A 13,977-nucleotide genomic window follows, 5' to 3' on the forward strand; every position below is an offset into this window, starting at 1 on the left:
GCAGTGGTCAGCGACAGGAATGGTGCCGCTGGCCACGGTACCGTCGAACCTCGGATTACGCCGTCTCAAGCATCGCAGCGCTGTCCACCAGCCGACGAACGCTCTGCTGGACGTCCTCGGGGATGAGCCTCGGCGGCAAGCCAGCCTCAGACGCACCTGTCTGCTGGTGGGTGGCCGCGATGACCCGGACGACCATGCCCAGATTGCTTGGCGTCACGATGTCGATGGCGGCACGATCACCCAGGTCCGGATGTGGCCGGGTGAGCATGCGATACAGATCCCACGAGTCCGCCCGCGGACATTGATTCATGAGCACCTGAGCCAGCTTGTGCTTGAGCGGCACCAGTTGCCAGTCGGGAACCCGCTGCCCCCGATTGCCCAGGCTGATGGACAGTAGCTTGCCGGCTTTCAGCTCCCGGTTGATCTGGTCCTTGGACTTTCCGGCCAGCTTGCCGAACAGCGGCACCGGCAGATTGTTCGGCGACTCGTACATGGCCAGCATTTCCTCGCGCTCCCGCTGGATTGCGGAGACTTCCGGCTCCGGAGCATGCGTCGGCGGTGGCGGCACCTGCGACAGCCGCTGGAACGTGATCTCGCCACTGTTCGGGGTCACGACGATGGGCGTGGCCACCATCGGCGGGACGCCAGGGGAAGCGGGCTCGGCCACCATGGGGACCGCGTCCACCACGTCCTCAGTTTCCGCCATCGCCGGCACCCCGTCGATACGCATCGTCAGATGCGCGCTGGCCGCTTCCACTTGGCCCTGTTCGAGCAGATCGAGACGATCCGCCCAGTCCTGCATCATCCGGCGGCGCGGCTCAACATACTTGGCGTGGTTGTAGGCCGAACTCACCTTGTTCGGGTCCGAGTGCGAAAGTTGCGCGTCCACCCAAATCTTGGGATAGCCGATCTCGTTGAGCGCCGTCGAGATGGTTCCGCGGATGCCGTGACCGGTCAGTTGATCCTTGTAGCCCATTCGTTTCAAGGCCGCGTTGAGGGTGTTCTCGCTGATGCGCTTCTTGAGTTCGCTGCGGTGCGTGAGCAGATGGACCTGAGCCGGCCTCATCACACCCAACAGGTAGCGCACGATCTCGATGGCCTGCACGGACAACGGCACGATGTAGGGCGGAACGTCCTGCGGGCGCTTGCCGGCCTTGCGCATCTCGTCCTGGAGTTGCTTGACGATCTGCGGCGGGATGATCCACAGGCCACGGTCGAGATCGAACTGGTCCGGGGTCGCCAGCCGCAGCTCGCCGGTACGCACGCCGGTCAGGAACAGCAGCCGGATGCCGAGTTGGGTCTGCCAACCACGAGGGTTGTAGAGCCTGAGCTTGTGCAGGAACTCGGGAAGCTCCGGAAGATGCAGGTAGGGGTTGTGGTTCACCGGGGGCTTGGGCTCGGCCACCACGTCCAGGTCGGAGGCCGGATTGGCTTCCAGCCCCTCCACGATGACGAGGGCATAGCGGAACAACTGCCCCAGCCAGGTGCGGACCTTCTCGGCAGTGGTGAACGCCTTGCGCTCCTCGATCCTCGCCAGGACGCCCAGGAGTTGGGGCCGGCGAATGTCGTAGATCGACATCTGCTTGAGGCTAGGCAGCACGTCCTTGTTGAAGATCCGCAGGATCTGCGACAGCGTGCTGTTCCTGCCCTCCTTGATTTCCTTGCGGCGATGCTCGACCCACGCATCGAAGACGGCCTTGAAGGTGTAGTCGGCCGCAAGCTTGACCGCGTGTCGCTTCTGTTTCCGATCGGTATGGGGGTTGACGCCCTTTGCCAGAAGCGCCCGGGCTTCGTCGCGCAAGGTGCGCGCTTCGCGCAAACCGATCTCGGGGTAGTTCCCCAGGGAGATGCGCTTTTGCTTGCCGAGCCAGTAATAGCGCAAATGCCACGACTTGCCGCCGGTGCGGGCGACCACCAGGCCGAGGCCATCGGTGTCGGGGATGCTGTAGGTTTTCTCGGCGGCCTTGGCTTGCCGCACGGTCAGATCAGAGAGTGTCATCATCAAGCTCCTAAGTCTTGGACTTAGGCCCGATGCTGCTTGTCATCCCGATCCAACCCCAGCAACAACCCGGAACCGGCACGACCCGCATTCTTTGGCCTTGTTTTTGGCCTCAAAAATGGTGGCTGTCAGTGGACTTCCGTGGCTTTCGCTGGAATGAAAAAAGGAGCCGAAGCTCCTCTTTTCAATGACTTACAGACGTCAGTGGAAGTCTGTAGATCATAAATTGGAGCGGGAAACGAGTCTCGAACTCGCGACCTCAACCTTGGCAAGGTTGCGCTCTACCAACTGAGCTATTCCCGCATTTTCGCCGCGTTCGCGCCGCCCAAAAACCGGCGCGCATAGCGAAGAAGCGAGACTATACACTATTTTTTTCTTCGTTGTCACACGGCGTCGGCGCCCCCCCCTTCAGATCGCCGCCAGCAGCGTCTCCCTGGCTGCCGCGAGCCGTTCGTCGTCAAGGAATGCCGTCGCCTGCAGCGGCAGGAAATGCAGAGAGGTCAAGCCTATGCAACCGAGCGCGGCCCGCAGGTAGGGAGTAAGGAAATCCGGCTGGTTGGCGCCCTCGCCCGTGAACACGCCCCCGGAGGCAATGCCGATGAATACGGGCCGGTCTCGCAACAGGCCCGCCTTTCCCGTGCGCGAGGACGAAAACGTACGGCCGATGCGCAGGATCTGGTCGATCCACGCCTTGAGCACCGATGGCACCGTGAAGTTGTTCATCGGCGTGCCGATGACCAGGATGTCGGCCGCCTCCACTTCCTGGATCAGTTGCTCCGACAGGCGCATCGCGCCATTCGCCAGCCCCGCCGCCATGGCTCCGGGGGACGACAGCGCGGTCGCGTAGCCGGGCTCGGCGTGCGGCAGTGGCTCCATGCCCAGATCGCGGCGCACCACGATCGCATTGGGATGCTTGGCGCGCATGCGAGCGACGATGGCGGCCGAGAGCCGGCGGCTGTGCGACGCGGATCTCGGGCTGCAATCGACATGCAGTATTTTTTTCATGGTCCGCCCTGCCGCCCTCTATTGCCGCATGCCGATCGCCAACCGGTTGAATGCGCTCATCAGGGCGATGGCAAAGCAAAGGTCGGCGATCTCGGCGTCGCTGAAGTGCTGCTTGAGCGGCTCGTAGTCTTCGTCCGGGGCATGTGTCCGGTCCACGTGCGTGAGCGACTCCGTCCAGGCTAGCACCGCGCGTTCGCGCTCGGTGAAATGGCCGCTCACGCGCCAGCCGGCCAGGGCATCCAGCCTGGCCTCGGGCATGCCGCCGGCGCGCAGTGCTTTCGCGTGCATTTCCAGGCAGAAGGCGCAGCCGTTGATCTGGGACATGCGCAGCCAGACCAGGTCGATCAACGGTTTGCCGAGGCTGCTTTTCTCCAGCGCCTTCTTGGTGGCAATCAGCCCCTGGTAGGCTTCGGGAGAAAGCGTCCAATAGGACAGGCGAAGAGTGCTCATGGAAGATCTCCAATAGGGAAAAAGGAAGAAGGACGGCGCGGCGTCCGCCCTGGCGCGACCTATAGCGGCTGGCAGAAGTGCATGCCCTTGGACAGGAGCCCATGGCGGAAATAGAACCGCTGCCCCAGCGCGTTGCCCAGCCCCGTGTCGAGCACGAAATGCGCGCACGCCTGTCGCCGCGCTTCGTCGCGCACGGCCTCGATCAATTGGCCTCCCACGCCGTGGCGCCGGGCATCCGCCGTCACCACCAGGTCGTCGACATAGAGGAAACGGCCATAGATCAGGTTCTCCTGCATGCGATAGCCCGCCAGCCCCTTGACCTCGCCGCCCTGCCACGCGGCTAGCAGGCGATATCCCTGCTCGCCCTGGCGCCGCGCCTGCGCGGCGAAGGCGGCGGCATCGGCCAGGTGCGGACGCAGTTCGCGCATGACGGGAAAACCGGCCTGGTAGTCCTGGTCGCTTTCCAGGAGGCTCAATCGAAACGTGCTCATGGGGATGTCCTTGTCGTACAGCCACCAATTTAGGAGAATCATGTCCTATGGAATAGGTGCAAGAATTGAATAAATGAGTGGGACATCGAACATGGACCTGCTGCACCTCAAGCCGAGCCGGGAACAGGGTGCGCCGATCTACCTCCAGTTGTACCGGCGCTACCAGGAGGCGATAGCAAGCGGCAGGCTGCAACCAGGGGACCGGGTACCGTCGGTGCGCAGCCTCGCCAGCGAGCTGGGCCTGGCGCGCGGCACGGTCGAAGTGGCCTACCAGATGCTGGTCGGCGAAGGCTATTTCGTGGCGCGCGGCGCCGCCGGCACGGTCGTCTCCCCGCGGCTGGGAAACCTGGTCGATCCGGGCCGGGCCAAGGCGTCGGCGCCGTCACACGCTCCCTCCCCCCGTCCGCGCGCCCTGGACCATCGCATGCTGCCGTTCCAGCTCGGCGTGCCTGCGCTGGATGCGTTTCCCCGCAAGACCTGGACGCGCCTGGCCGGGCGCACCGTGCGCACCCTGGAAACCGTGGCGATGACCCATCCCGACCCGGCAGGCTACGACCCGCTACGCCGCGCCATTGCCACTTATCTGGGCATTTCGCGCGGCATCGCCTGTGCGCCCGAGCAGGTATTCGTGACGGCGGGCTACCGGGGCGCGCTGGAACTGGTGCGTCGCACCCTGCTGCAGGCGGGAGACCTGGGCTGGTACGAGGACCCCGGATATATCTTCGCCCGGCAATTCCTGGAACGCGCGGGCATGCGGCTGGCGCCGGTGCCCGTCGACGAAGAAGGACTGGACGTGCGCATCGGCCTGCAACGCGCCGCCGATGCGCGGTTCGCGGTAGTGACGCCCACCCACCAAAGCCCGACCGGCGTGGCGCTTTCGCTGCCCCGCCGGCTGGAACTGCTCGAATGGGCCCATCGCCGTCGCGCGTGGATCATCGAGGACGACTACGACAGCGAATTCCGCTACCACGGCCGGCCCCTGCCGGCGCTCAAGAGCCTGGACCGCAACGGGCGGGTGCTTTATACCGGCACCTTCAGCAAAGTGCTGTTCCCCGGACTGCGGCTGGCCTATCTGGTCGTGCCCGCGTCCCAGGCAGACAAGTTCAGGGACATGGTGGACCACCTGCCCGACCCGGGTTCGGTCCTGCCCCAGGCCATGGTGGCCGATTTCATGGAACAGGGCCACTTCGCCCGGCACCTGCGCAAGATGCGCCCCCTGTACGCGGCCAGGCGCGGCTATCTGGCCGATGCGCTGGCGGAGCTGGCGGGAGGCCGCCTGCACGTCCAGCAGCAGGCGGGCGGCATCCATATACTGGCTCGTCTGCTCCCCCGGCAAAGCGACAGGAAGCTGGCCATGGCCGCCCAGGACGAGGGGCTTGCCGTCCAGGCGCTGAACGATTGGCGGATGCGCAAGTCCCCGCAAGGGGGCTTGTTGATGGGGTTCGCCAATTTCGCCACGGCCGGGGAGGCCGCGGCGGCGGTCGGGCGGCTGGCGGCGATACTCGAGAACCCGGGCCGCACCTAGGGCCACCAAGGGTTGCCCGCGTCCTACGGCAACCGGATGCCGCTGCCTCTTATCGTCACCACCTCTCCGAACTCCCTACCCTGCTCGACGTTGGCTTGCACGTCCGGCCACGACCTCTGCGCGCTGGTGATCGCCGCGGCGGCTTTCGGATCCAGCTCGGTCGGCCGCGGCGAGGCGGGCCGGATATCGGCCGACAGCCGTGGCGTTGGCTGAATCAGCGTGTAATTCGAGGCATCCGCGCCGCCCAGTCCGAAGCTGCCCTGCAGCGTCACCGGCTTGCCGGCGCCCGGCTCGGCATCGGCGAACGAGGCCGTCACTCCACGCCCGTCCAGCGCCACGTCGTCGCCCGCCACCACCCCCGACAAGGTTGCGCCCGTCCACGTGGCCGTGGTGGTGCCGTCGTAGGTCTTGTCGTCGGCCGCCACGCCCGCAACGGCCAGCGCCTTGGGCGTTATCGTGTAATCGCCCCCCACGAAACTTATGTCATAGCCCTGCTGGCCGGAATACAGGCCGGACACGCCCAACGTGCGGTTGCCCGCGTTCTTGCCGTCCAGCGCATAGACCGCCGTGCCATCCAGAACCGCCGAGTCGATCGACTGGGTATAGGACCAGCTGGCCGATGTATTGCCATCGTAGACCTTGCTGCCGCCATCGGCCACGGCAACCGTGATCGACGTCAGGAAGGCTCGCAGCAAAGGCGTGGTGCTGCCCTCGTAAATGCGCCAGGCCGTGTCCTCGCCGCCCCGGTCGGAAATATTCCAGCCGGCCTCGGTGAACGTGGAGAGCTGCCGAAGTTCGTCCAGCCGCTTGCCTGTCGCGCCCTCGGGATTGCCCCCTCCCGGTCCGTTGTTGATCGGGTTGCCGCCGGCATCGGTGGTGGCGTAGAAGCTGCGGACGATCGTGCCGTCGTTCATGCCCACCAAACCGCCGCGGGCGCCGGTGCCCGTTACCTGGCCCGTCGCATAGGTCTCGGCGATCGCTCCGTTCGAGTTGCGGCCCACCAGGCCGCCGGTGTTGTCGCCGCCCGTCACGGTGCTTGCCGTATAGGCGTTGGCGATCGTGCCGTTCAAGTTATGGCCGACCAGCCCGCCCGTATCGTCGCCGCCCGCCACCGCCCCGGTCGCATAGACGTTGGCGATGGCGCCCTGATTGACGCCTGCCAAGGCGCCGGTATGGCGGCCGCCCGCCACGATGGCATCGGCCAGGCCCAGGTTGCGCACGGCGCTGCCGCTGCCCAGATGGCCGAACAGGCCGACGTAGTCGGCCGTCCGATCGATCCGCAGGCCGCTGATGACGTAGCCCCGCCCGTCGAAAGTGCCGGTGAAGGCCGCGGCGGGGCCTTCGCCGCCATGGGCGCCGATCGGATTGAACCCCTGGCTGCTCCACATGCCCGATGCGCGCGAGCCGTCGGCCACGGACATATCGATGTCGCCGGCCAGCGTGTAACGGGCCGACAAATCCAGGTCCACCAACTGCAACTGGTGGGCGTTGCCGATGGTGGTGGCGTATTCGAACATCAGGAAGGGACGGGTCGAACCCTCCGCCATGTACCAGTCGTTGCCGAAGCGGAAGGTCCCGTAGCTGGCCTGGCTGAAGGCATCCGCCGTGCGCAGGCCGACGGGTCCGGTACCGACCGAGGAGCCGGAGCAACCGGCTCCGCCGCAAGCCTGCGCCTGGCCGGTGGTGTCCATGTCCCAATAACCGCCAATGACGGTCAGGTAGTTGGTGTCTCCGCTCAGGCCGCCGGTGACCCCGCCTGTCACCTTGCCGGTGGCGTACGAATACCATATGGTGCCGTGCTGATAGCTGCCCACCAACCCGCCCGCGGCGGACGCCCCGGTGACGTCGCCGGTCGCGTAGCTGTACCACGACGAGAACGATTCGAAGGCCCCAACCAGTCCGCCGGCATTGCCGCCCCGGACGTTGCCGCTCGCATAGGCGTACCGAAGGGCCGAATTCGCGCCAGCCCCGATCAATCCGCCGACATTGCCGCTGCCTTCGACGTCGCCGGTGGCATACAGATGATCGGCGCTGTAAAAGAGGTAACCGATCAGCCCGCCGACGTTGTCCACGCCGCGTACGTTGCCGGTGGAATAGGCATGGGATACCAGGCCGCCACTGGAGTACCCCACCAGGGCGCCCGTATTGTTGCGACCATACGTCGAGCCGCCCCTCAGGCCCACGTTGCGGACGATGCTGTCCCTGATGATGTAGCCGAACAAACCCACGTTGTCGGTAGCGGGACGATTGATGGTCAGTCCGTCGATCGTGTGGCCCAGCCCATCGAAAACGCCACTGAAACCGAGGCTGCCGTCATTGGTTCCAATAGGAGAGAAGCCGGAGAAACCGCCGCTGCCGTCCGGGTTCCAGCCCGCCGTGGCGCTGGCGTCGATGTCGCGGCCCAGCGCGTAGTGGCCGTCCAGGCCGCCGCCGATGCCCTGCAACTGGGACAGGCTGGCGACGATGGTGTAGGGCGTGCCCTTGATGCTCAGGCTGTTGCCGGTGCCGGTGAAATCCACCCGGCCGAGGCCCGGCATGACGTTCATCGTGCCCGCGGCGACGGCCGTATCGGAACCATTGGCGGTAGCCGGATTCAGCGCCAGGCCGGCGGTGCCGCCGGCGGTCATCGTCGCGTTGATGTTGATGCTATTGGCAGCGGTCAGCGTCAGGGTATTGGCGCTCCACGCGACCGTGTCGTTGACGTTGAGGTTGCCGGTGCCGGCAGCGGCTCCGGTACTGGATTCGATCGTGACATTGCCGTTGCCCAGTTGGGTGCCCAGCGCGACTCCCGTCATGTCGCCGCCGCTGGCGGCGATGGTGAAATCCACCGGATCGATCAGCCAGGTGCCGTTCCGGCCGCTGGCCGCCTTGGTCGTGATGCGGGCATCGTCGGCGATACCCACCCGCGCCGCGCTGGTTTCGATGAAGCCGCCATCGCCCCCGGCCGATGCGCTGGCGTCGAGCGTGCCGGCCACCTCGATGCGATCCTTTTCCATGCCGCCCAGCAGCACGATCCGGCCGTCTTCCCCCGTGGACAGGGTGCGCGCTTCGGTCACGCCCGTGTGGTTGATGACCGTGGACGTCAGCGCGCCGGCCGAGGCCGCCGTCATGTACACCCGCCCGCCGTCCGCGCGGATCGCGCCTCCCTGCTCGATCAGCGCGTCGATCGCCCCTTCGTCCACCTTGATCTTGACCGGCCCGCCCAGGTCCAGCGTGACCTTGTCTCCCGCGCCCAGCAGCACGTTGCCCTTGCCGGCCTCGATGCGGCCCCGGTTGGCCACGCGCGCCGCCACCAGCGCCACCGTGCCGCCGTCAGCGGCGCGGATCGTGCCCTCGTTGACGACGCCGGCGCCGCTGCGGCCTTGCAGGACGTATTTGCCGTCCTGCTCGGCGATGGCGTGCGTGGTGGCGATCAACCCGCCCACGTCCACCTGGGCGGTGGGGCTGAACACGATGCCATTGGGGTTGGACAGGAAGACCTGCCCATTGGCCTTGAGCGCCCCCTGGATCGAACTGACGTCGCTGCCCGTGACCCGGTTGACGGCCACCGAGCTCGCGTCCGGCTGCACGAACCGGACCGAATTGCCGCTGCCGATGGAGAAGCTCGTCCAGTCCATCCCCAGCCTGGCGCTGGACTGGGTGATGGTCATGTCCGGGCCGCTTTGGTGGATGACGCCGGCCCCCGAGGTGACCTGCCCGCCCGTGGGTAGCGGGCCCGCCGCCCACGACGGCGCGGCCCCTGCCAGCAAGCCGCCCCCGAGGAATCCCGCCATCAGGCTTGCCTCGGCCAGCCGCCGCAACCGCTGCCCGCCGCGCTTGCCGTGCGACTTCTGGATCTCCGGTACCGCCACCCAGACACCCCTGGCCTCGCTCCATGCCAGGCGATACGTATGGTTCAGGCTTGCGCGTTTCATAGGTCTCTCTCAAAAGCGATAAACCAGGCTGGCCCATGCCAGCGGCCGCGCGTCACGCGTATCGGATCGCGGCTTGCCCCCGTGCGTGCGCCAGGCCAGGCTCACGTCCACCGTCCACGCCTTCTGCACGGTCGCCCGCAAGCCGAAGCCCGCGCCCGACAACGTCCGGGTGTTCTCGCCCGGCGCCCAAGGATCCTGGTTGACCTTGACCCGGCCTATGTCGAAGAAACCGTAGGGCGTGACGTTGCCGATCGGATAGCGCAGCTCGGTCTGCAGCAGCCAGCCCGAATCGCCGTAGCCTTCGCCGAGCGGATACGCCCGCACCCCGCCCTGCCCCCCCAGCCCGAAGCTTTCTGACGAATGCAGGTTCTTGTTCGCCCACTGCGCCATGAAACGCGCGTACAGGTTGAGGTTCGCCGGCAATTGCTGCAGCCGCGCCACGTCCAGGTTCAACTTGTGGAAATGGCCGTTGCTGCGCGCCGTTGCCTGGTCCACCGCCATCAGGGTCGGCCCCAGGTGCAGCTTGCCCGGCGTCCAGCTCAACTGCCCATAGGTCAGCCCGCCCAGGCCGGCCAGCAGGCTGTCGCGCGCGTCGAAGCGCAGGCTGAACGGCAAGCTGTCGCTGGAGGCCTTGGTACGGCTGTCGGCGGCCTCGATGTCGTCCCTGAGGGTCTTGTGCTAATAGAGCAGTCCGGCGGTCACCCCGCCCCAGGCCGCCCGCCACAGCGGATATGACAGCCCCACCGCGGCGATGTCGGCTCTCCCGGTGGCATTGAGCGACGAGAACTCCTTGCCCAGCTCGTAGCGGGTGTGGGCGAAACGCGCTTCTGCCCGCAAGCCGCTGGTGCCCAGCGGGGCCTCGTAGCCAAGCGCACCCAGCCACATGGTTTCGGTGGTGAGCAAGGCGTCCAGGGTGGCGCGGTCGCCGAAGGTGAACAGGCTGTTGCCCCACAGGCCCAGGCCGGCGCGCCCGGCGCCGGTGTAGCGGTTGCCGTAGTTGTCGACACTGGCCTGGCCGCCCCATTTCCGGGCCATGGCCACGCCGACGTCGAGATCGCCTTCGCCCACAGCCGAGCCCGGCCCCATGACCGGATCGACCGCGACGCCGGGCAGGTCGGACAGCAGGTAGATGCTGCGCTCGAGTTCGCGGCCGCCGATGACCTGGCCGGGCCGCAAGGCCGACAGCCACGGCTGGGCCTGGCCGGCCAGTTCACCCGAGGCCGCGACCCGGCCATAACGCCCTTCCAGCACCTGGATGCGCAAGACGCCGCCCTCCAGCTCCTGGGCCGGAACGAGGGCGCGGGCGAACGGATAGCCGGCACGACGGTAATGATCGGTGATGCGATCCGCCAGGGCCTTCAGGCCGGCCAGATCGTAGCGGCGGCCCGGCGCATCGGCCACCAGCGCCTGGAGTTGCGCGGACGGGATTACGGAATTGCCATCGATGATGATGGAGCTGACGGCAACCTGCGGTCCGCCAGGCGCGGTGGGCTGGACCACGGGCGCATCGAGTCTGAATGCGGGAGGAGTGCCCGGCTGCGGCAGGCGTGGCCGCAGCTCTTGCAAGGTCCGGCCCGCATCGGGCGCCTGCTGGGCTTGGACGGACGCGGCCGGCATGACGGCGGCAAGGCAGGCCGCCAGCGGCAGCGCGGCGGCAATGATGAGATGGCGAGGGATGATGTGCATTGCTTCCGGGAAGCTCCGTGAGGTCCACGCGTGACCACCGCCGGGCTCGGAAACAACGGATTTGTGTCCCAGGGGGTTATAGCCATCGGATGATGGTAACCCTTATTTGCAGATGATCTCAAACTCCCCAAGGCAGCTTCGAATTTCAGCCAAGGGAAGCTCACTATGAGCATGCCAAGCACCAGCGATGCCGCGCCGCCGCGCCTCAATCCACACGCGCCCCCGAGCTCTTGACCACCTGGGCCCATTGAGGAATTTCCCTGTTCAGGAAAGCGCCGAATTCCTCCGGAGTACTCGTCACGACCTTGGCACCCTGGCTGGCAAGGCTCTCTTGCGCATCTGGCTGACGCAATGCCTTGACGATCGCCTCATTCAACCTGTCGATGATCCTGGCCGGCGTGCCGGCAGGCGCAACGATGCCGAACCATGGCGTCACGTCAAAGCCGGGTAGTACCGATTCGGCCAGCGTCGGCACGCCGGGCAAGGCGTCCAGACGTTGTGTACCCGGCAGCGCCAGCGCGCGCAGCTTGCCTGCGCGCACGTGAGGAGCCGCCACGGCGATGCGAGCCCGTGCCGTTGCCGCCTGAAGCGTAATTGATGCTGCCGGGCCGCTTCTTGGCCAGCGAGATCAGGTCCTGTACCGACCGGATGCCCGAGCCGGCATGGGCCACCAGAACCATGGGACTCTGCGCCGCCAGCGTCACGGGCGCGAAATCCGCCTGCGCCCGGTACGGAAGCTTGCCGTGCAGGCTCTCGTTGATGGCGAAATCCGGCGCCACCATCAGGATGGTGTATCCATCGGGTTCCGCCTTGGCGACGATGTCTGTGCCTATGGTGCTGCCGCCCCCTCCCCGGTTGTCCACGATGACAGGCTGGCCAAGGTCCTGCCCGAGCTTCGTGCCGACGAGGCGAGCCAGAATATCGGTGAATCCACCGGGCGGATACGGCACGACGAAACGGATCGGCCGGTCGGGATACCCGCCTTGCGCAGTGGCGGCATGCGCCAGCGCGGCGAGGCAACAGCCCGCCAAAAGATGTCTCCACATAATCCCTCCTTGCGTTCGATGCCGGCACGCCGGCGGCGCGGCGTCAATCGCGCTCGTGATCGCCGCAGCGGCTTTCGGATCCAGCTCGGCGGGCCGCGGCGAGGCGGGGGGCCGGATATCGGCCGACAGACCTGCCGTTGGTTGAATCAGCGTGTAGTTCGAGGCATCCGCCCCGTCCAGTCCGAAGCTGCCCTGCAGCGTTACCGGTTTGCCGGTGCCTACCTCGGCATCGGCGAACGAGGCGGTCACCCCACGGCCGTCCAGCGCTACCTCGTCGCCCGCCAATCGTCTTTCCCGGCGTTGAACGCGCCGCCCGCCCTTTCCGGGGAAATGCCTTGTGCCTTGAGCATGCCCACGGCGGTACCGGCGGCGGTCGGCTGCGCGCCGGTGCTCGGGTGCACCGTATGCTCTGTCCAGCCTCCCCCCAGCGCCTTGTACAGATCGACGAGGTTGTGGAGCCGCGCCAGGCGCGTGCGCACCAAGGTCTGCTGTGTGCCATACAGCGTGCGATGGGCGTCGAGCAAGGCGAGGTAGTCGTCCACGCCTTCCTTGAAACGATGCTCGGCCAGCTCGTAGGCGCTCCGGCTCGCGACCACCGATAGCTGCTCCGAACGGATCTGCTCATCGAGCGTGCGCTTGCCCGCCAGCCCATCGGCCACTTCACGGAAAGCCGCCTGGATGGCTTTTTCGTAATTGGCGATCTCGATGCGCTTTTGTATATGCGCCATGTCCAGGTTCGCCCGCAACGCGCCGCCCCGGAAGATGGGCAGCGTGATCTGCGGCAGGAAGCGCCAGGACCGCGAGCCGGAACCGAAGAGATCGTCGAGCGAAGCACTGGCGGTGCCTGCCGATCCCGTCAGGCTGATCGAGGGAAAGAAGGCGGCGCGCGCGGCGCCGATATTGGCGTTTGCGCCACGCAGGGTCTGCTCGGCCGCGCGTATGTCCGGACGGCGCACGAGCAGTTCCGATGGCAGCCCGCTCGGCAGCTCGGTCGGCACGATGCCGTCGGGCAGCGTGGCGGCCTCGTCCAATTGTCTCGATAGCTCCAGCGTCAGGGGCTGACCCAGCAGCAGCACGAGGGCATTGCGGTCCCTGGCCGCCTGCCGGGAATAGGCTACACGGTTGGCCTCGGCGGTGCGCAGCGCGATCTCCGCAAGGCGCAGGTCCAGTTGCGTCGAGCTGCCGACGTCCACGAGCTGGGCGGTCAGCTCGTACGAACGCTGCTGCGTAGCCAGGGTGTCGTTCGTCAGGCGCAGTAGTTCCTGGTCGGCGCGCAGCGTGAGGTAGGCATTGGCCACTTCGGACACCAGGCTCATCTGCGTGGCGATACGGTTTTCGTCGAGGGCCAGATAGGACGCCAAGGCCCGGTCGCCGAGGCTGCGGATGCGGCCCCAGAGGTCCAGTTCCCAGGCGGCCGCCACCCCGGCTACCTCGTAACGCCGAGCGATATGGGCCCCACCCGTGGCGCTGAGGTCCGACGGCACGCGCTCGGCGGCGCCGCTGGCGGAAACGCCCAGGTTCGGCAGCATCTCGGCGCGCTGGATGCGGTATAGCGCCCGCGCCGCTTCGACGTTGAGCGCGGCCTTGCGCAGATCCCGGTTGTTGCTCAGCGAGATGTCGATCAATTGCTGCAATAGCGGGTCGCGGAAAAAATCCCGCCAGCCGATGTCGGCGGTGACCGCCTCGTCGGGTTTCCCGGATGCGGCTTGGACATAGGCCGCATCCGAGGGATAGGCCGCGCCGATGGGCGCCGCCGGGCGCTCATGCTTCGGCGCCATGGAACATCCGGCCAATACAGCCGCGAGGGCGAGCGGCGCCAGCGTCCTGGCTGGCCGGGAGATTGCGGAAAGTGTCTTCATAT

7 protein-coding genes, 1 tRNA gene and 2 pseudogenes are annotated in these 13,977 nt (G+C 66.7%); 1 reads left to right on the forward strand and 9 read right to left on the reverse strand.

Translation table 11 applies throughout. The features are described from left to right. Positions 1-55: 55 nt before the first annotated feature. The 5 genes from R4823_RS15705 to R4823_RS15725 all read right to left on the reverse strand — a co-directional run bounded on the left by R4823_RS15705 (position 56) and on the right by R4823_RS15725 (position 3,945). A complete protein-coding gene (locus R4823_RS15705; RefSeq protein WP_009516244.1) occupies positions 56-1,999 on the reverse strand; it encodes an integrase arm-type DNA-binding domain-containing protein in 1,944 nt (647 codons plus the stop codon). Between the two features lie 227 nt (positions 2,000-2,226). After that, a tRNA-Gly gene (locus tag R4823_RS15710) sits at positions 2,227-2,302 on the reverse strand. A gap of 105 nt (positions 2,303-2,407) precedes the next feature. After that, on the reverse strand, positions 2,408-3,004 hold the full coding sequence (locus tag R4823_RS15715; RefSeq protein ID WP_338615371.1) for an NAD(P)H-dependent oxidoreductase: 597 nt from the start codon (positions 3,002-3,004) through the stop codon (positions 2,408-2,410). Between the two features lie 18 nt (positions 3,005-3,022). Beyond that, a complete protein-coding gene (locus R4823_RS15720; protein ID WP_087836938.1) occupies positions 3,023-3,454 on the reverse strand; it encodes a carboxymuconolactone decarboxylase family protein in 432 nt (143 codons plus the stop codon). A 59-nt stretch (positions 3,455-3,513) separates the two neighbouring features. Then, positions 3,514-3,945 carry a GNAT family N-acetyltransferase gene (locus R4823_RS15725; RefSeq protein ID WP_087836937.1) on the reverse strand — a complete coding sequence of 144 codons (432 nt, stop codon included), beginning with the start codon at positions 3,943-3,945 and terminating at the stop codon, positions 3,514-3,516. Between the two features lie 73 nt (positions 3,946-4,018). On the opposite strand from R4823_RS15725, the gene R4823_RS15730 reads away from it, so the two are divergent. Continuing rightward, positions 4,019-5,470, forward strand: coding sequence for a PLP-dependent aminotransferase family protein (locus R4823_RS15730; protein WP_338615375.1), 1,452 nt, complete (start codon positions 4,019-4,021; stop codon positions 5,468-5,470). Positions 5,471-5,493: 23 nt separating this feature from the next. On the opposite strand, the gene R4823_RS15735 is transcribed toward R4823_RS15730, so the two are convergent. The 4 genes and pseudogenes from R4823_RS15735 to R4823_RS15750 form a co-directional block, all read right to left on the reverse strand. Then, positions 5,494-9,384 (reverse strand): filamentous hemagglutinin N-terminal domain-containing protein, encoded by a 3,891-nt coding sequence (locus R4823_RS15735; RefSeq protein WP_338615377.1) that lies wholly within the window; start codon positions 9,382-9,384, stop codon positions 5,494-5,496. A 9-nt stretch (positions 9,385-9,393) separates the two neighbouring features. After that, positions 9,394-11,070: pseudogene (locus R4823_RS15740) on the reverse strand (ShlB/FhaC/HecB family hemolysin secretion/activation protein). Between the two features lie 205 nt (positions 11,071-11,275). Beyond that, positions 11,276-12,365, reverse strand: a pseudogene (locus R4823_RS15745) (tripartite tricarboxylate transporter substrate-binding protein). Positions 12,366-12,382: 17 nt separating this feature from the next. Then, positions 12,383-13,975 (reverse strand): efflux transporter outer membrane subunit, encoded by a 1,593-nt coding sequence (locus tag R4823_RS15750; protein ID WP_338615378.1) that lies wholly within the window; start codon positions 13,973-13,975, stop codon positions 12,383-12,385. Positions 13,976-13,977: the final 2 nt, after the last annotated feature.

The sequence above is a fragment of the Pigmentiphaga sp. CHJ604 genome (genome assembly GCF_036972535.1).
Classification (GTDB): domain Bacteria; phylum Pseudomonadota; class Gammaproteobacteria; order Burkholderiales; family Burkholderiaceae_B; genus Pigmentiphaga; species Pigmentiphaga daeguensis.

Excerpts from the sequence above, each read along its gene's own strand:
- R4823_RS15715 (WP_338615371.1), bottom strand. The coding sequence starts at position 3,004 with ATGAAAAAAATACTGCATGTCGATTGCAGCCCGAGATCCGCGTCGCAC.
- R4823_RS15735 (WP_338615377.1), bottom strand. The coding sequence starts at position 9,384 with ATGAAACGCGCAAGCCTGAACCATACGTATCGCCTGGCATGGAGCGAG.
- R4823_RS15705 (WP_009516244.1), bottom strand. The coding sequence starts at position 1,999 with ATGACACTCTCTGATCTGACCGTGCGGCAAGCCAAGGCCGCCGAGAAA.
- R4823_RS15720 (WP_087836938.1), bottom strand. The coding sequence starts at position 3,454 with ATGAGCACTCTTCGCCTGTCCTATTGGACGCTTTCTCCCGAAGCCTAC.
- R4823_RS15750 (WP_338615378.1), bottom strand. The coding sequence starts at position 13,975 with ATGAAGACACTTTCCGCAATCTCCCGGCCAGCCAGGACGCTGGCGCCG.
- R4823_RS15725 (WP_087836937.1), bottom strand. The coding sequence starts at position 3,945 with ATGAGCACGTTTCGATTGAGCCTCCTGGAAAGCGACCAGGACTACCAG.
- R4823_RS15730 (WP_338615375.1), top strand. The coding sequence starts at position 4,019 with ATGAGTGGGACATCGAACATGGACCTGCTGCACCTCAAGCCGAGCCGG.